Consider the following 15,578-nt stretch of genomic DNA (forward strand, 5'->3'; position numbering starts at 1 on the left):
ACCCCGCCCACCCCGGAAACCCTCGCCCCCCTGCTCCGCCACACCCTCCCCGGCGTCCCGCACGAGGTCCGCCCCGGCGGAGAACTCACCTTCTGAGGCCCCGTCAGGGGCTCGGGGAACGGCGAGTCCGAGCTGCTGACGGCCGGAGCCCATCGGAGGTCCGGGCTGCTTCGGGCCGCAGTAACAGAACCCGAAGCAGTCCCGAGCCCGCCGCTCCCCGGGCCCCTGATGGGGCTACCCCTACGCGCCCTTCAACGCCAGCCGCGCGTACGCCCGCACGTCCGCGTCGCCGTCCGCCAGCCGTTCCCGCAGGGCCGCGTCGACGCCCGGCACGGCGGCTCCCGCCGCCATCGCCCGGACGGCGGCCTTGCGGACGTCCGCGTTCCCGTCCGCCGCCAGCCCGGCCAGCGCGTCCCACCGCCCGGCCGCGCCCAGCAGGCCCGCGGCGGCCTTCCGGACCTGCCAGGCCGGGTCCGGGCGCTCCGCCAGGTCCGCCAGCTCCGCGAGGGCCCCGTCGAGGCCCGCCGCGCCGGTGAACGCCCCGGCCCGGACCAGCGGGTCCGGGTCCTCGGCCAGCACCGCCAGCACCGCCGCCGAGGAGGCGTCGCCGATCACGCCCAGCCCTTCGCCGACCGCGACGCGCACCTCCCGCGCGGTGTCGGCCGCGCCGGCGGCCAGCGCGTCCGCCGCGTCCAGCGAGACCAGGCCCCGGACGGCCTGCAGGCGCACCGCCGTCTCCGCGTCCCGCAGTCCGGCCGCGAACAGCGCCACCGACCCGCCGCGCAGAACCCGGGCGAGTTCCAGGACGCCCGCCCGCACCACCGGGTCGGGGGAGCCGGCCGCGCCGGCCAGGGCGGCACCCAGCGCCGGGTCGAGCACCTCCACCAGCTCCCGCAGGCCGGCGACGGCCGCGCCGCGGACCCGCCCGTCGCCGTCGCCGAGCGCGGCGACCAGCGCGCGGCCGGTGCCGTCGGGGGCCTGCTCGGTGAGTGCGGTGACGGCGGCCAGCCGGACGTCCGGGTCGCGGTCGGTGAGGTAGTCGATGACCGCCCGGCCCTCCGCCCGCAGCACCTCCAGTACCCGCCCCTGCGGTTTCGCCGCCGCGGCGGCCGCCGTCCGGCCCGTCACCGAGGCGCTCACCCCGGTGCGGCCGACGACCATCGCCTCGACCGCGCCGAGCAGTTCGACCTCCCCGGCGGGCGGTTCCAGCCCGTCGACGGGGACGAGGTAGGGCGCGACCGGCCGGGTCAGGAACTCCATCGCGCCGTCGGCCCGCTTGCGCAGGTTGAGGTGCCGGAACCAGCGGGTGTCGTCCTGGGCGGGCCGGTCCAGGCGCTGGTGGTAGAGGCCCCAGCGGGACTCCTCCCGGGCCAGCGAGGCGCGCGCCGCCATCTCCGCGCAGTCCCGGATGAAGTCGACCTCCACGGCCCGCATCAGCTCGTGCGGGGTGCGGGCGCCGATTGAGGCGACCTCGCCGCGCATCCGCTCGAAGTGGTCGAGCGCGACGGAGAGCCGGGCGCCGGTCTTCGGCGGGGCGATGTAGTCGTTGACGAAGCGCCGCAGCTTGTACTCGACCTGCTGCTGCGGCGGCCCGTCGGGGTGCTCCAGCGCCCGGTAGACCAGCCGGTGCGCCTCGGCGACCTGGTCGGCGGGCAGCCCGGCGCGCACCTGCGGGAGCTGCCCGGCCGCGTGGGTGCCCGCCAGCTCGCCGAAGACGAACGCCCCGATCATGTAGTTGTGCGGGACGCAGGCCAGGTCCCCGGCGGCGTACAGCCCGGGCACCGTGGTCGCGGCGTTCTCGTCGACCCAGACGCCGCTGGCGCTGTGCCCGCCGCACAGGCCGATCTCGGAGATGTGCATCTCCACGTCGTGGGTGCGGTAGTCGTGGCCGCGCCCGGCGTGGAAGGTGCCCCGGCTGGGGCGTTCGGTGGTGTGCAGGATGGACTCCAGCGCCTGCACGGTCTCCTCCGGCAGGTGGGTGGTGCGCAGGTACACCGGGCCGCGGTCGGAGGCGAGTTCGACCGCGAACTCGGCCATCATCTGCCCGGACCAGTAGTCGGAGTCGACGAACCGCTCGCCGTGCCGGTTGACCTGGTACCCGCCGAACGGGTTGGCGACGTACGCGCAGGCGGGGCCGTTGTAGTCCTTGATCAGCGGGTTGATCTGGAAGCACTCGATGCCGGAGAGCTCCGCCCCCGCGTGGTACGCCATCGCGTAGCCGTCGCCCGCGTTGGTCGGGTTCTCGTAGGTGCCGTACAGGTAGCCGCTGGCGGGCAGCCCGAGCCGCCCGCACGGCCCGGTGGCCAGCACCACCGCCCCGGCCGAGACCAGCACGAACTCGCCGCTGCGGGTGTCGAACCCGGCCGCGCCGACCGCCCGGCCGCCCTCGGTGAGCACCCGCACCGGCATCACCCGGTTCTCGATGGTGACCTTCTCGCGCATCCGGCGCTCCCGCAGGACGCGGTACAGCACCTTCTTGACGTCCTTGCCCTCGGGCATCGGCAGCACGTACGACCCGGAGCGGTGCACCTGCCGCACCGCGTACTCGCCGTGCTCGTCCTTCTCGAACTTGACGCCGTAGCGCTCCAGCCGCTGCACCATGGCGAAGCCGCGCCGGGCGGTCTGCCGGACGGTGGCCTGGTTGACGATGCCGTCGTTGGCGCGGGTGATCTCGGCGACGTACGCGTCCGGGTCGGCCCGGTCGGGGACGATCGCGTTGTTGACGCCGTCCATGCCCATCGCGAGCGCCCCGGAGTGGCGCACGTGCGCCTTCTCCAGCAGCAGGACGCGCGCCCCGGCCTCGGCGGCGGCGATCGCGGCCATCGACCCGGCGGTGCCGCCGCCGACCACCAGGACGTCGCACTCCAGCCGGCGCGCCTCGCTGATCTCGGGTGTGCGCATCTGCCGTGCCTCTCAGGTGGGTTCATCAGGTGTACTGGGTGAGGAGCAGCGCCCGCAGCGCGCTCCGGTCGGCCGCCGGGTCGCGCGGCCCGGGCACCTCGTGCAGGGCGGCCAGGGTGCCGCCGGCGAGCACGGCGACCCGGTCGCCGAGCAGCAGCGCCTCGTCCACGTCGTGGGTGACGAAGACGACCGTGCAGCGCTCCTTCTCCCAGACGGCGAGCAGGAGCCGCTGCATCGCGGCGCGGGTCTGCGGGTCGAGCGCGCCGAACGGCTCGTCCATCAGCACGGCCCGCGGCGCGCCGGCCAGCGCCCGGGCCAGCTGGACGCGTTGGCGCTGTCCGCCGGACAACTCCCTTGGCAGCCGTTCGCCGTGGCCGTCCAGGCCGACCCGCCCCAGCCAGTCGGCGACCGGGGCCCGCCGCTCGGCGCGCTTCAACCCGGCGATGGCCAGCGGCAGTTCGACGTTGCGGCGGACGGTGCGCCAGGGCAGCAGCCCGTCCTCCTGGAACACCAGCGCCCGGTCGGCGCCCGGGCCGGTCAACGGCCTTCCGCCGGCCAGCAGTTCGCCCCCGGTCGGCGGCAGCAACCCGGCCAGCGCCCGCAGCAGGGTGGACTTGCCGCAGCCGGACGGGCCGAGCACGGTCAGCACCTCGCCCGGGGCGACGTCCAACTCGACGTCGCGCAGCACCGGTCGGCCCGGGTGGCCGACGCTCAGGCCGCGCGCGGTCAGTCGCAGGCTCACGCCCCCACCCCCGCCGGAACCGGAGCGGGCAGCCAGCGGGTCAGCCGCCGGCCGAGCAGTTCGACCGCGCCGGAGGTGGCCCAGCCGAGCAGTCCGATGGTGGCCATCCCGACGAACACCCCCGGGTAGTCCAGCACGGTGTACGCGGACCAGGTGCGGTAGCCGACGCCGTACTGGCCGGAGACCATCTCGGCGGAGATCACGCAGATCCAGGAGACGCCCAGGCCGACCGAGAGCCCGCCGACCACCCCGGGCAGCGCGCCCGGCAGCACCACGCCGAACAGCACCCGGCCCGTCCCGCCGCCCATCGTGCGCACCGCCTCCTCCCAGCGGGGCGGCACCGCCCGCACCGCGTGCCGGGTGGCCACGGTGATCGGGAAGAACGCGGCGGCGCAGGTGATGAAGACGATGCCCTGCTCGTTCTCCGGGAACAGCATGATCGCCACCGGGACGAGCGCGATCGCCGGGATCGGCCGGATCAGCTCCAGCACCGGCCCGATCAGGTCGGCGGCGGTGCGCGAGCGGGCGGTGAGCACCCCGGCGCCGACGCCGAGCAGCGCGGCCAGCGCGAAGCCGGTGCAGATCCGCCGCAGGCTCTCGGCCAGGTCCTGCCAGTACACGGCGGTGCCGAGCTGCGTCCGCAGCGCGTCGGCGACCTGGAGCACCGTCGGCAGGTGGTCGAAGCGCACCCAGGCCTCCACCTTCAGCGCGGTGAGCAGCTGCCACAGCCCGAGGAAGCCGAGCAGCGCCGCCGCCCGCAGCAGCCTGCGCCGCGCGGTCACGAGGCGTCCAGCGCTTGCCGGTAGGTCAGCGCGGTCGCGGCCGGGTGGGCGGCCAGGTACGCCTTCGCGCCGTCCTCGGTGGTGAAGGGCTTGAACGCGTCGCCGTCGCGCACCCACCAGTCCTGGTCGGCGAACCAGCGGGTGCCGGTGGCCGTGTCGGGCACGTACGCGGCCCGCAGCCTGCCGGTACCCGCTTTCACAGCCTTGAGCAGGCAGGTCGGGTCGGCGGCCGGACGGGTGGTCTGCTCGCCCTCGTACCAGAGCTCGCCGGCCAGCGCGGGGTCGGTGACCGGACGGGCGCAGACCGGGTCGGTGCCGGTGATCCGGGCGGGCTCGCCGTCGGTGACGCCGGAGTCCCCCAGGTAGGACGGGTCGGTGAAGCGGTCCAGGTCGAGCGCCTTGAGCACGCCGACCGAGGTCAGGAACGGGACGTCGGTGCGCAGCGTCTCCAGCAGCCGCGGGTCGAGGGCGGTGGCGAAGGTGGCGATGCCGTTGGGGCCGTTGTACAGGTACACCACCTCGGGCGGCAGGCCGGTGGCCTCGGCGACGGTCTGCGCGGCGGCCAGCGGGTGCTGGTTGAGGTCGCGGGTGGCGGCGTCCTGGGCGCGCAGGAAGGCCCGGACGACGTCGGGGTGCGCGGTGCCGAACTTCTGCCGCACCACCACGCCGTGCAGGGTGGGCCGGCCGAGCGCCGAGCCGTCGTACAGCAGCCGCCCGTCCCCGGCGAACACCACCGCGGCCGGCCAGGCCACGAACTGGGCCAGCGCGTCCACGCTGTGCGCCTTCAGCGCGGAGGCGCCGACGGCGGGCTGCTGGTTCTGCTTCTGGATGTCGGCCTCGGCGACCCCGGCCCGGGCGAGGGCCTGCACCAGGGTGCCGTCGGAGGCCGAGCCGACCGAGCTGGAGACCTTCTTGCCCTTCAGGTCGGCCAGCGTGTGCGCGGGCGAGTCCTTCGGCACCACCACGGAGTTGAGCCCGCCGAGCAGGTTGTACCCGGTCACCGAGACCAGCCGGGTGCCGGGCCCGCCGGCCGCCTGGGCGCGGGAGCCGTTGATCAGCAGCGGGTAGTCGCCCATCGAGCCGATGTCGATCTTGTCGGCGAGCATCTGCGCGGTGATCGGCGCGCCCGCGTCGTAGTCCTGCCAGACCACCCGGTAGTGCCGGCCGTCCTGCCCGCCCAGGTCGGCGAGCTGCTGCTCGAAGTAGCCGCGGGCGCGCAGCAGCGTCCCGGCGGTGACGGTGTTGATGGTCTTCGACTGGTAGCCGACCACCACCTCGACGGTCTTCGAGTCGCCGCCCGAGGAGCACCCGGCGGCCCCCGCGAGCAGTGCGCCCACCGCCGCGAGCACGCCCAACTTCCTTGCTCTGTAAGCCATCTGACGCTTCCTCAACGAATCAGGTAGGGCATGTTGACGGTGACCGCCCCGGTGGGGCAGCGGGCGGCGCAGGGGCCGCAGTACCAGCACTCGTCCACGTGCATGTACGCGGTGCCGCTCTGTTCGTCGATCGCCAGCGAGTCCAGCGGGCACATGTCGACGCACAGGGTGCAGCCGGCGATGCACAGCGAGGCGTCGATGGTCACGGGCACGTCGGTGCGGTGCTCGGCGAGCGCCATCGTCCAACTCCAGGGTGAGGAAGGTCGGTTCAGGTGAGGTCGCGCAGCAGCCGGCCGCGCATGGCCAGCCGGTCGCCGCGGAAGCGCACGTACTCCAGGTCCACCGGCCGTCCGTCGGCCAGCGTGGTGAGCCGCTCCAGCATCAACAGGGCGGCCCCGCGCGGTACTTCGAGCACCGCGGCGGAGTGCGCGTCGGCGTTGACGGCCTCCAGGGTGATGTCGGCGGAGCCCAGCGGCTGCCCGGCGGCCTCCTCGATCAGCCGGAACACGTCCCGGTGGGCGAGGTCGGCCGGCTCCAGCAGCGCGCCGATGTCCGGCGTCAGGTAGGTCAGGTCCAGCGACAGCGGCAGCCCGTTGAGCCGGCGCAGCCGCTCCACGTACACCACGTCCGCGCCGTCCGGCAGGCCGAACCGGCGGGCCACCGCCCCCGGTGCCCGGACCGGCCCGAACGAGCGGACCTCGTTGACCACCTCGCCGTGCTCGTGCAGGGTCTCGGCCAGGCCCTCCAGCCGGTTCAGCCCGTGCGGCACCTTCTCGGCCGCCACCAGCGTCCCCGACCCCGGCACCCGGCGCACCAGGCCCTCCCCGCGCAGCAGGTCCAGCGCCTGCCGCACGGTGTTCCGGGAGGCCCCGAACTCCTGCGCCAGCGCGTCCTCGTGCGGCAGCGGCCCGGTCCCGAACGCCTCGCTCAGCACCTGCTGCCGCAGCACGTCCGCGACCTGCCGGGCCCGGTCGGCCCGCGGCCGCCTGGCCGCGCCGGTGCTGCGGCTGCGAACGGTGTTCTCGCTGGTCATCGGGTCTGCTCCGGCCCTCGGCTGCGCTGTCGGCGGCAACCCTAGGGCCGGGGCGCCCCGGTTTTCGTTGCCGCACCATTACGCCACCTGACGGCCCGTCGGTACCGCCGCCCACCTGCGCGAACGCCCCTCCCGCCGGATGAACCGCCACCCGTCGCGCCGGTGCGTCATGCTGGAGGAGGAGAGCCACCGCGAGCGGAACGGGGAGCACGATGATCGGCACACTGCAGTGCGTGGTGCTGGACTGCCACTACCCGGCGGGTCTGGCCCAGTTCTACGCCGCCCTGCTCGGCGGCGAGGTCGACCGCCCCGACCCGCGCTGGACGCTGGACGAGGGCTGGTCCACCGTCCACCTGCCCGACGGCCGGGTGCTCGGCCTCCAGCGGGTCGAGGACTACCGCCCGCCGATCTGGCCCGACCCGGCCCACCCGCAGCAGCTCCACCTGGACGTCGAGGTCGCCGACCTCGCCGCCGCCGAGACCGGGGCGGTCGCCCTCGGCGCCGAGGTCAAGGCCCGCGACGAGGGCTGGACGGTGCTCACCGACCCGGCCGGCCACCCGTTCTGCCTGGTCCCGCACCGGGCCGGCTGATCACACCAGCGACAGCGCGTCCCCGACCCGCAGCCGCCCCGGCCGCGCCACCGTCGCCAGCGCGGCCAGCTCGCCGTCCCGCTCGTGCACGATGGTCTTCAGGATCTCCGGCGCGTGCGGCAGCCCCGGCTGCGCCGCCCCCGCCATCGCGCACCGGGCGCTGGCCCGGACGAACGCCAGCCGCGCCCCGCCCCGCACCCGGCCCTCCCGGCCGAACCAGCCGTCCTCGGCGAACGGCGGCGTCCCCGGCGGGGTGCGCAGCAGCACGTTCGGCCGGAACCGGCGCTCGTCCACCACCGCGGACGGCACCGCGCGCGCCACCCAGTCCAGCGTCGCCGTGGTCAGCACGCTCACCGGCAGCTCGTCGAAGTGCGACACCGAGTCCTCGCGGGCCAGGGCGACGTCCTCCTGCTCCAGGTAGGCGCGCAGGAAGGGGCCCGGGTCCGGCACCGGCATCCCCAGCGGGTCGAACAGCTCCGGGCCGTCGATCCGCGCGCCCAGCCGGGCGCTCAGCCGCAGCAGGCCGTCCATCCGGCGGAAGCGCCGGGTGCTCTTGCCCGACCCCAGCTTCCCGGCCCCGTCGCGCACCGCGTACAGGCGGTCGCCGGCCAGGCCGCGCTCCTCGACCTCGACGGAGTCGAGCAACTCGCCGCCCGCGGACTTCACGGGGTAGCGCCACAAGCGCTCGACCACACCGACGATCTCAGGCATGGCGGGAGCCTAGCGGTGCGCTCCCGGGATGGTCTAGACCAAGTCCCCGGAGCGGGGGGCCCGTCGGCCGCCCCCCGCCCGGCCGGCCCCGCCCGCCCGGCCGGCCCGCTCAGCCGATCCGCGCCACCGCCCGCACCGGAGCCCCGTCCGCCGCCGTCAACCGCAACGGGAACAGCGAGACCTCCACCGGCACCCCCGCCTCCTGCGCCGCCAGCAGCGCCGACAGGTCGGTCAGGTTCTCCGCGATCACCCCGCCGCCCTCGGGGCCCAGCAGCACCCGGTGCGCCACCAGCGTCGCCTGCTCCGGCTCCGGATCGTGCTCGTCCGCCAACTCGGCCAGCAGGCTCGCCACTTCGGGATCGGACGGTCCCGGATCCGGCGTCGGGTCCACCGACAGCGCGTCGATCCCCACCGTCCGGACCCCCGCCGCGACGACGGCTTCCGCCGCGGCCCCGGTCAGGTACGGGTGCGCGAAGTACCGGTCCGTCCCCCAGTACCGCGGCCACCCCGTCGCCAGCAGCAGCACCGTCCCGGGCCCGGAGAGCGCCAGCGCGTCCGCGAGGTGCTCCGGCGTGATCTCCCCGCGGGCCGGCAGCCCCCGCAGGTCCACCACCACCGCCGGCCCGGTGAACAGCTCCAGCGGCAGCCCGTCCAGCGTCGGCCACCGCACGTCCAGGTGGTACGGCGCGTCCACGTGCGTCCCCGTCTGCGACCCCAGGTGCACCGCCAGCACGTTCACCCCCTCGCCCTCCACCGTGAGCGCCGCCCGCAACTCCACCCCCGGATCCCCCGGGTACACCGGCATCCCGGACACCACCGGATGCGTCAGATCCACCAACTCGGCTGCCATGCCCCCATTGTGAGCCCCCCGCACCGGAGCAACGCGGGAGCGCCCCCGGACGTGCTCCCCCCTCCCCGACAATGGACCCATGAGCACCACCCGCACCCCCTGGATCGTCGGCGTCTCCGGCGCCAGCGGCACCCCCTACGCCGCCTCGGTGATCCGCGCGCTGCTGGCCGCCGGGGAGTCCGTCGACCTGATCGTCAGCCGGGCCGCGCGGCTGACCATCCTGGACGAGACGGGCATCGCCTTCCGCGACGCCCACTGGCGCGCCGACCTGGCCGCCTGGCTCGGCACCGACGAGGACGCGCTGCACGACGTCCGCCACTGGCCCGCCGGGGACTTCGCCGCCGGCCCGTCCTCCGGCTCGTACCCCGCCAGGGGCATGCTGGTCGTCCCGGCGACCACCGGCGCCGCGGCCGGCATCGCGCTGGGCCTGTCCAAGGACCTGCTGCAGCGCACCGCCTCGGTCACGCTCAAGGAGCGCCGCCCGCTGGTCCTGTGCCTGCGCGAGACCCCGCTGACCGGCACCACGCTGCGCCACCTGGTGGCCCTCGACGAGCAGGGTGCGGTGGTCCTCCCGGCGTCCCCCGGGTTCTACGCCGGCGGCTCGACCGCCCGCGAACTGGTGGACTTCGTGGCCGGCCGCGTCCTGGACGCCGTCGCCGTCCCGCACACGCTGTACCGCCGCTGGTCCGGCGCCCTCGGCGAGGCCGCGAGCACCCCGGAGAACCACCCGCGAAGCGGGCCGCGCCGGGGCGAGTGAGCGGGCAGGTTACGGGAGAGTATGTTCTCTGGGATACCCGGGTTGGTCGGCGCGCGGCGCCTTGGATTCCGGATAATGATCTGTGGTTCTGGTGAGGTTCGGAAGGACGCGGCAGGCAATGGACTCTGTGGACAGACAGCTCATCCAGGCACTCAGGGAGAACGGCCGGGCCTCGTACGCCGAGCTGGGCCGCCTGGTGGGCCTGTCCGGGCCGAGCGTGACGGACCGGATCAACCGCCTGGAGCAGGCGGGCGTGATCACCGGTTACCGGGCGACGGTCAACCCGGCGGCGCTCGGCTACGGCGTGACGGCGCTGATCGGCCTGCAGCTCACCGACGCGGCCGACCACGACGACGTCTCGCACCGGCTGAAGGACCTCCCGGAGGTGGAGGACTGCTGGTTCATCGCGGGCGACGACTCGTACATGCTGAAGGTCCGGGTGCCGGACGTGGAGGGCCTGGAGTCGGTGGTCAAGCGGCTGTCCGGCACCAAGGGGGTGGCGCGCACCCGTACTACGGTGGTGCTGTCCACCAAGTGGGAGAACCGGGTCAGCGAACTCCCGCTCCACCTCGCCGAGTAGCGCCCCTCCCGGAGGAAGCCCCGCCATGCCCCTGGTCGACCTGGAAGACCTGCGCGCCGCCCAGCACCGGATCGCCGGCACGGCGGTGCGCACCCCGCTGCTGCCCTGCCCGTGGGCGGCCGACGGCGGGCGGCGGCTCTGGCTGAAGCCGGAGAGCCTCCAGCCGACCGGGGCCTTCAAGATCCGCGGGGCGATGAACCGGCTGGCCGCGCTCACCGACGAGGAGCGGGCCAGGGGCGTGGTGGCCCAGTCCAGCGGCAACCACGCCCAGGCGGTGGCGTACGCGGCGCAGCGGCTCGGCATCAAGGCGGTGATCGTGATGCCCGACACCTCGCCCGCCGTGAAGATCGAGAACACCCGCTCGTTCGGCGCCGAGGTGGTGATCGTCACCGCCGAGGAGCGCGACACCGTCCCGGCCGAGCTGGCCGCCGCGCACGGCTACGTCTGGGTGCCGCCGTACGACGACCCGTACATCGTGGCGGGCCAGGGCACGGTCGGCCTGGAGATCGCCGAGGACGCCCCGGACGAGCTGGACACCGTGCTGGTGCCGGTCTCCGGCGGCGGCCTGATCTCCGGGACGGCCGCCGCGCTCAAGCTGGCCTGCCCGGGCGTCCGGGTGGTCGGCGTGGAGCCGGAGCTCGCGGCGGACGCGCGGCAGAGCCTGCGCTCGGGCGTGCGCACCGCCTGGCCGGTCGCCGACACCTACCGGACGATCGCCGACGGCCTGCGCACCCCGTCCGTGGGCGTCCTGCCGTTCGAGCACATCACCGCCTACGTGGACGACATCGTCACCGTCTCCGAGGACGAGATCCGGGCCACCGTCGCCCTGCTGGCCCGCCGCGGCCGCCTGGTCGCCGAGCCCTCCGGCGCGGTCGCCCCCGCGGCGTACTTCCACCGGGCCGGGGAGCTGGGCGGGAGGGTGTTCGCGGCGGTCGTCAGCGGCGGCAACCTCGATCCCGCCCTGCTGGCCGAGCTGCTGGCAGCCTAGGCGTAGTCTCGGTCCCGGCAACGAATCGAAGTCGCAAGGAGGCGGAGCGCCGCATGGACGCAGGGCTCAAGCGCGAACTGGAGGCGAAGGTCCACGCCGGTGAGCGGCTGACCCGCGAGGACGGGATCGCGCTCTACGCGAGCGACGACCTGGCCTGGCTGGGCGGGCTGGCGCACCACGTGCGGACGCGGAAGAACGGCGACGTCGTCCACTTCAACGTCAACCGCCACCTGAACATGACCAACGTGTGCAGCGCCTCCTGCGCGTACTGCTCGTTCCAGCGCAAGCCGGGCGAGAAGGACGCGTACACGATGCGGATCGAGGAGGCCGTCCGGCTCGCCAAGGCGATGGAGTCGGAGTCGCTGACCGAGCTGCACATCGTCAACGGCCTGCACCCGACCCTGCCGTGGCGCTACTACCCGCGCTCGCTCAAGGAGCTGAAGGCCGCCCTGCCGAACGTCTCGCTGAAGGCGTTCACCGCCACCGAGATCCACTGGTTCGAGCGGATCAGCGGCCTGAGCGCGAGCGAGATCCTGGACGAGCTGATCGACGCCGGCCTGGAGTCGCTGACCGGCGGCGGCGCGGAGATCTTCGACTGGGAGGTCCGCCAGCACATCGTCGACCACGACACCCACTGGGAGGACTGGTCGCGGATCCACCGCCTGGCGCACGAGAAGGGCCTCAAGACCCCGGCCACCATGCTGTACGGCCACATCGAGGAGCCCCGCCACCGGGTCGACCACGTGCTGCGGCTGCGCGAGCTGCAGGACGAGACCGGCGGCTTCCAGGTCTTCATCCCGCTGCGCTACCAGCACGACTTCCACGACTCCAAGGACGGCAAGGTCCGCAACCGCCTGATGGAGCGCACCGAGATGGCCACCGGCGCCGAGGCGCTGAAGACCTTCGCGGTGTCCCGCCTGCTGTTCGACAACGTCCCGCACGTCAAGGTCTTCTGGGTGATGCACGGCGTCACCACCGCGCAGCTGGCGCTCAGCCACGGCGCGGACGACATGGACGGCTCGGTGGTCGAGTACAAGATCACCCACGACGCGGACAACTTCGGCACCCCGAACAAGCTGGGCCGCGACGACCTGCTCCAGCTGATCCGGGACGCCGGCTTCCGCCCGGTCGAGCGCAACACCCGCTACGAGATCATCCGCGAGTACGACGGGCCGGACCTCGCCCGCCGGGAGACCCCGCAGGCGATGCGCCTCTGACCCCCCGTCGAGCGGCACGCGCCCGGTGACCGGTTCCGGCCACCGGGCGCGGTGCGTTTTCCGGGGGGCGCGTGGGATGAAGACGCACCACCGGGGCAGCCGGGAGCGCGAAGAAACGTTTCCCGAGCGCGTATGCTCACAGGCTCATCACAAGGCCCGGGTTCCACCTCGTCCCCGTGGTCTGGGAGGATCGTTCGCATGTCCGGTTCCCATCGCGTCTCCCCGCACCGCCGCCCGGCCTCCGCGCCGACCGACCGGAGCGAGGCCGAGCAGCCCCAGGGCCGAGCCGCCACCCGCCGCAGCCGCCGCAAGCCGAAGCCGCGCCGGGCCCGCAAGTTCACCGTCGGCACCGCCACCCTGCTGGCCCTCGCGACCGGCTGGTTCACCGTCGGCCCGGGCCGGACCCTCCAGGGCGACACCGCCAGCGCCGCCGCCGACCGCGAGCCCGAAGTGGCCCCGATGCAGGCCGCCGACGCCGGGCAGCACACCGAGGCCCCCGCCGCCGACCGCTCCGACCGGGACCGGATCACCGCCATCCCGGGCATCGGCGCCGACTGGATGGCCAAGGTCCCGGCCGAGACCCGCCAGCTGCTGGTCGCCAGCGGCCAGGGCAAGGACTCCTCGGACAACACCGTCACGCTGTGGACCCGCGGCGAGGACGGCGGCTGGCAGGCCGGCCAGGCCTGGCCCGCCCACAACGCCTACAAGGGCTGGACCACCGACCACCACTCCGGCGACCTGCGCAGCCCGATCGGCCTGTACTCGCTCACCGACGCCGGCGGCCGCAAGGCCGACCCCGGCTCCAAGCTGCCGTACGACCGGAACAACAACTTCGTGATGTCCGGGCGCGGGTTCAACAACGAGCCGCTGGCCGGCTCCTTCGACTACGTGATCGCGATCAACTACAACCGGGTCGAGAGCAGGTCCCCGCTCGACACCGCCTACCCGGAGGGCGCGGCCAAGGGCGGCGGCATCTGGCTGCACCTCGACCACGGCGGCCCCACCCACGGCTGCGTCTCGCTGACCGAGGACCACATGGTCGAGCTGATCAAGACCCTGGACCCGGCGCTGCACCCGATGATCATGATGGGCGACGCCCAGTCCCTGGCCACCTGAGCACCCGGCGGTTGTGAGGGACCTACAGCTTCGGGCACCCGATCCTGTGTCGGGCCGTCACCTCCCGACTCACCGGTAACCCGGTTGAGTGGGTGGTATGACCGCCTCCCGCATCGTGGCGCTGGGCCACCACCAGCCGCCGAAGATCCTGAGCAACGACGATCTCTCGGCGATGGTCGACACCGACGACGAGTGGATCCGCTCCAGGGTCGGCATCCGCACCCGCCACATCGCGGAGGACGAGACCCTGGTCGACCTCGCGGTGGGCGCCGCCGAGAAGGCGCTCGCCCACGCGGGCATGACGCCCGACCAGGTCGACCTGGTCGCCGTCGCCACCTGCACCGCCGTCGAGCGCAGCCCCAACACCGCCGCCGCCGTCGCCGCCCGCCTCGGCATCCCCGCCCCCGCCGCGTACGAGCTGAACACCGCCTGCTCGGGCTTCTCGTACGCGCTGGCCACCGCCGACCACGCGATCCGGGCCGGCGCCGCCACCCGGGCGCTGGTGGTCGGCGTGGAGCGGATGTCCGACATCATCGACTGGACCGACCGCACCACCTGCGTGATCTTCGGCGACGGCGCGGGGGCCGCCGTGCTGGAGGCCGTGCCCGACGAGCGGGCCGGCGTCGGTCCGGTGGTGTGGGGCTCCGAGCCGGAGAAGGGCGCCGCGGTCGCGATCAGCGGCTGGAAGCCGGTCATCAGCCAGCAGGGCCAGACCGTCTTCCGCTGGGCCACCACCCAGGTCGCCCCGCTGGCCCGCAAGGCCTGCGAGAAGGCCGGGATCGACCCGTCCGAGCTACGCGGATTCGTCGCCCACCAGGCCAACCTGCGGATCATCGACGCCATCGCCGGCAAGCTCGGCCTGGCCGGGGACGCGGTGATCGCCCGCGACGTGGTCGACTCGGGCAACACCTCCGCCGCCTCCATCCCGCTCGCGCTGTCCAAGCTGGTCGAGCGCGGCGAGCTGGGCAGCGGGGACCCGGTGCTGCTGTTCGGCTTCGGCGGCGGCCTGGCCTACGCCGGGCAGGTCGTGCGCTGCCCCTGAGCGGCCGCGGACGGATACGAGAGGGGCGGCCGGGAGGAGAATTTCCTCCCGGCCGCCCCTTCGTCCGTTGAAGGACGGCGCTCCGCGGTACGTCGGCGAACCTCCCCCGAGGCACGGCCGCATCCGACACACCCGGACAGGAACCGGGGCCGAGCGCCGATGGGCTCGATTCTTACTTCGGCGGCTTCTTTCCGGTGACTCCCAGGTACACCTGGAGCGCCAGGTTGGGCTTGAGGTCCTTGACCTTCACGCCCCACGAGGTGAACGCCTTGCCGTGCTCGGCCGCCGCGGCGAGCAACGACACCAGGGCGCCGGCGACCGCCGACGGTTCGACCGACTTGTCGGTCTTGCCCTGGTTGTTGCGGACCGCTTCGGCCAGCGGGGCCGCCACCGAGTTGAGGACCTTCATGCGGATCTTGAAGAACCGCTTGTCCCCTTCGGCGGCGCCGAGTGTGATCACTCGGAGAATGGCGTCATTCTTGCGCCAGAAGGCGAGGAATCCGTCCACCAGTTCTTCGGAAGTGGTGAAGCCGGTCTTTCCCGCCCAGGACTTTCCATCGACGAGCTCTTTGAGCCCGCCGCTGTCCTCGGCCATTTCCTCGGCGATCTCAAGGACTGCGCCCTCGACATCCGGGAAGTACTGGTAGAAGGTCGCGGGGGAGGTACCCGCCATACGGGCGACGTCGATGACCTTGACGTCCCGGTACGGCGACGTGCTGAGCATCTCGCGGAGGCAGTCGAGCAGCTTCTGCCGCGTCTCCTGTCCGCGCCGCCCGGCGACGCGACCGTCGACGGTGCGAACTTGTCCTGTCATGTCGTCAGCTTACAGTGGCACGATCTTGGCGCTAATCGGTAGTGCGACTATTAGTCCGGGCGAGGGGGAAACGGCGCCA

Annotated in this window: 16 protein-coding genes; 7 read left to right on the forward strand and 9 right to left on the reverse strand. The window is 73.8% G+C overall.

What is annotated here, in order from left to right:
* Positions 1 to 240 precede the first annotated feature (240 nt).
* Genes OO48_RS29195 through OO48_RS29220 form a run of 6 tightly spaced genes read right to left on the reverse strand, consistent with a single transcriptional unit; the run spans position 241 to position 6,834 of the window.
* On the reverse strand, positions 241 to 2,901 hold the full coding sequence (locus OO48_RS29195; protein WP_033221690.1) for a fumarate reductase/succinate dehydrogenase flavoprotein subunit: 2,661 nt from the start codon (positions 2,899 to 2,901) through the stop codon (positions 241 to 243).
* 25 nt (positions 2,902 to 2,926) lie between these two features.
* Positions 2,927 to 3,643 (reverse strand): ABC transporter ATP-binding protein, encoded by a 717-nt coding sequence (locus OO48_RS29200; protein ID WP_033221697.1) that lies wholly within the window; start codon positions 3,641 to 3,643, stop codon positions 2,927 to 2,929.
* On the reverse strand, positions 3,640 to 4,425 hold the full coding sequence (locus tag OO48_RS29205; RefSeq protein WP_033221699.1) for an ABC transporter permease: 786 nt from the start codon (positions 4,423 to 4,425) through the stop codon (positions 3,640 to 3,642). Before OO48_RS29205 ends, OO48_RS29200 begins: the two co-directional genes overlap by 4 nt.
* Positions 4,422 to 5,801 (reverse strand): ABC transporter substrate-binding protein, encoded by a 1,380-nt coding sequence (locus OO48_RS29210; protein WP_033221701.1) that lies wholly within the window; start codon positions 5,799 to 5,801, stop codon positions 4,422 to 4,424. The genes OO48_RS29205 and OO48_RS29210 overlap by 4 nt, the downstream gene beginning before the upstream one ends.
* Positions 5,802 to 5,812: 11 nt before the next feature.
* Complete coding sequence (locus OO48_RS29215) at positions 5,813 to 6,040, reverse strand: 4Fe-4S dicluster domain-containing protein (RefSeq protein ID WP_033221703.1); 228 nt, start codon at positions 6,038 to 6,040, stop codon at positions 5,813 to 5,815.
* 29 nt (positions 6,041 to 6,069) lie between these two features.
* Positions 6,070 to 6,834 carry a GntR family transcriptional regulator gene (locus tag OO48_RS29220; protein ID WP_033221705.1) on the reverse strand — a complete coding sequence of 255 codons (765 nt, stop codon included), beginning with the start codon at positions 6,832 to 6,834 and terminating at the stop codon, positions 6,070 to 6,072.
* A gap of 212 nt (positions 6,835 to 7,046) precedes the next feature.
* On the opposite strand from OO48_RS29220, the gene OO48_RS29225 reads away from it, so the two are divergent.
* A complete protein-coding gene (locus tag OO48_RS29225) occupies positions 7,047 to 7,424 on the forward strand; it encodes a VOC family protein (protein ID WP_033221708.1) in 378 nt (125 codons plus the stop codon).
* Here OO48_RS29225 and OO48_RS29230 read toward each other — a convergent pair whose 3' ends face one another.
* Both OO48_RS29230 and OO48_RS29235 read right to left on the reverse strand, forming a co-directional pair.
* Positions 7,425 to 8,135: an MOSC domain-containing protein gene (locus OO48_RS29230; RefSeq protein ID WP_033221710.1), complete on the reverse strand. Its 711-nt coding sequence runs from the start codon at positions 8,133 to 8,135 to the stop codon at positions 7,425 to 7,427. It lies immediately after the preceding gene.
* Between the two features lie 109 nt (positions 8,136 to 8,244).
* The gene (locus OO48_RS29235; protein WP_033221712.1) at positions 8,245 to 8,985 is read right to left on the reverse strand and encodes a cyclase family protein; all 741 of its coding nucleotides are present in this window, start codon (positions 8,983 to 8,985) and stop codon (positions 8,245 to 8,247) included.
* Positions 8,986 to 9,064: 79 nt separating this feature from the next.
* On the opposite strand from OO48_RS29235, the gene OO48_RS29240 reads away from it, so the two are divergent.
* The 6 genes from OO48_RS29240 (at position 9,065) to OO48_RS29265 (ending at position 14,685) form a co-directional block, all read left to right on the forward strand.
* A complete protein-coding gene (locus OO48_RS29240) occupies positions 9,065 to 9,742 on the forward strand; it encodes a UbiX family flavin prenyltransferase (RefSeq protein WP_033221713.1) in 678 nt (225 codons plus the stop codon).
* A 118-nt stretch (positions 9,743 to 9,860) separates the two neighbouring features.
* A complete protein-coding gene (locus tag OO48_RS29245; RefSeq protein ID WP_030904689.1) occupies positions 9,861 to 10,322 on the forward strand; it encodes an Lrp/AsnC family transcriptional regulator in 462 nt (153 codons plus the stop codon).
* A 25-nt stretch (positions 10,323 to 10,347) separates the two neighbouring features.
* Entirely contained in the window at positions 10,348 to 11,310 is a 963-nt protein-coding gene (locus OO48_RS29250) for a threonine ammonia-lyase (RefSeq protein ID WP_033221714.1), read from the forward strand.
* 53 nt (positions 11,311 to 11,363) lie between these two features.
* Complete coding sequence (gene mqnE, locus OO48_RS29255; protein ID WP_033221715.1) at positions 11,364 to 12,527, forward strand: aminofutalosine synthase MqnE; 1,164 nt, start codon at positions 11,364 to 11,366, stop codon at positions 12,525 to 12,527.
* Between the two features lie 198 nt (positions 12,528 to 12,725).
* Positions 12,726 to 13,643, forward strand: coding sequence for a L,D-transpeptidase family protein (locus OO48_RS29260; protein WP_033221718.1), 918 nt, complete (start codon positions 12,726 to 12,728; stop codon positions 13,641 to 13,643).
* Positions 13,644 to 13,740: 97 nt separating this feature from the next.
* Positions 13,741 to 14,685, forward strand: coding sequence for a beta-ketoacyl-ACP synthase III (locus OO48_RS29265; protein ID WP_033221720.1), 945 nt, complete (start codon positions 13,741 to 13,743; stop codon positions 14,683 to 14,685).
* 172 nt (positions 14,686 to 14,857) lie between these two features.
* Here OO48_RS29265 and OO48_RS29270 read toward each other — a convergent pair whose 3' ends face one another.
* Positions 14,858 to 15,499 (reverse strand): TetR family transcriptional regulator, encoded by a 642-nt coding sequence (locus OO48_RS29270; protein WP_033221726.1) that lies wholly within the window; start codon positions 15,497 to 15,499, stop codon positions 14,858 to 14,860.
* Between the last annotated feature and the right edge of the window lie 79 nt (positions 15,500 to 15,578).

This window comes from Kitasatospora phosalacinea (assembly GCF_000716545.1).
Taxonomy (GTDB): Bacteria; Actinomycetota; Actinomycetes; order Streptomycetales; family Streptomycetaceae; genus Kitasatospora; species Kitasatospora phosalacinea.

Bases quoted from the DNA above. Each gene is read 5' to 3' on its own strand.
- OO48_RS29220 (WP_033221705.1), bottom strand. From the start codon at position 6,834: ATGACCAGCGAGAACACCGTTCGCAGCCGCAGCACCGGCGCGGCCAGG.
- OO48_RS29215 (WP_033221703.1), bottom strand. From the start codon at position 6,040: ATGGCGCTCGCCGAGCACCGCACCGACGTGCCCGTGACCATCGACGCC.
- OO48_RS29265 (WP_033221720.1), top strand. From the start codon at position 13,741: ATGACCGCCTCCCGCATCGTGGCGCTGGGCCACCACCAGCCGCCGAAG.
- OO48_RS29250 (WP_033221714.1), top strand. From the start codon at position 10,348: ATGCCCCTGGTCGACCTGGAAGACCTGCGCGCCGCCCAGCACCGGATC.
- OO48_RS29210 (WP_033221701.1), bottom strand. From the start codon at position 5,801: ATGGCTTACAGAGCAAGGAAGTTGGGCGTGCTCGCGGCGGTGGGCGCA.
- OO48_RS29260 (WP_033221718.1), top strand. From the start codon at position 12,726: ATGTCCGGTTCCCATCGCGTCTCCCCGCACCGCCGCCCGGCCTCCGCG.
- OO48_RS29225 (WP_033221708.1), top strand. From the start codon at position 7,047: ATGATCGGCACACTGCAGTGCGTGGTGCTGGACTGCCACTACCCGGCG.
- OO48_RS29245 (WP_030904689.1), top strand. From the start codon at position 9,861: ATGGACTCTGTGGACAGACAGCTCATCCAGGCACTCAGGGAGAACGGC.
- OO48_RS29240 (WP_033221713.1), top strand. From the start codon at position 9,065: ATGAGCACCACCCGCACCCCCTGGATCGTCGGCGTCTCCGGCGCCAGC.
- mqnE (WP_033221715.1), top strand. From the start codon at position 11,364: ATGGACGCAGGGCTCAAGCGCGAACTGGAGGCGAAGGTCCACGCCGGT.
- OO48_RS29230 (WP_033221710.1), bottom strand. From the start codon at position 8,135: ATGCCTGAGATCGTCGGTGTGGTCGAGCGCTTGTGGCGCTACCCCGTG.
- OO48_RS29235 (WP_033221712.1), bottom strand. From the start codon at position 8,985: ATGGCAGCCGAGTTGGTGGATCTGACGCATCCGGTGGTGTCCGGGATG.
- OO48_RS29270 (WP_033221726.1), bottom strand. From the start codon at position 15,499: ATGACAGGACAAGTTCGCACCGTCGACGGTCGCGTCGCCGGGCGGCGC.
- OO48_RS29195 (WP_033221690.1), bottom strand. From the start codon at position 2,901: ATGCGCACACCCGAGATCAGCGAGGCGCGCCGGCTGGAGTGCGACGTC.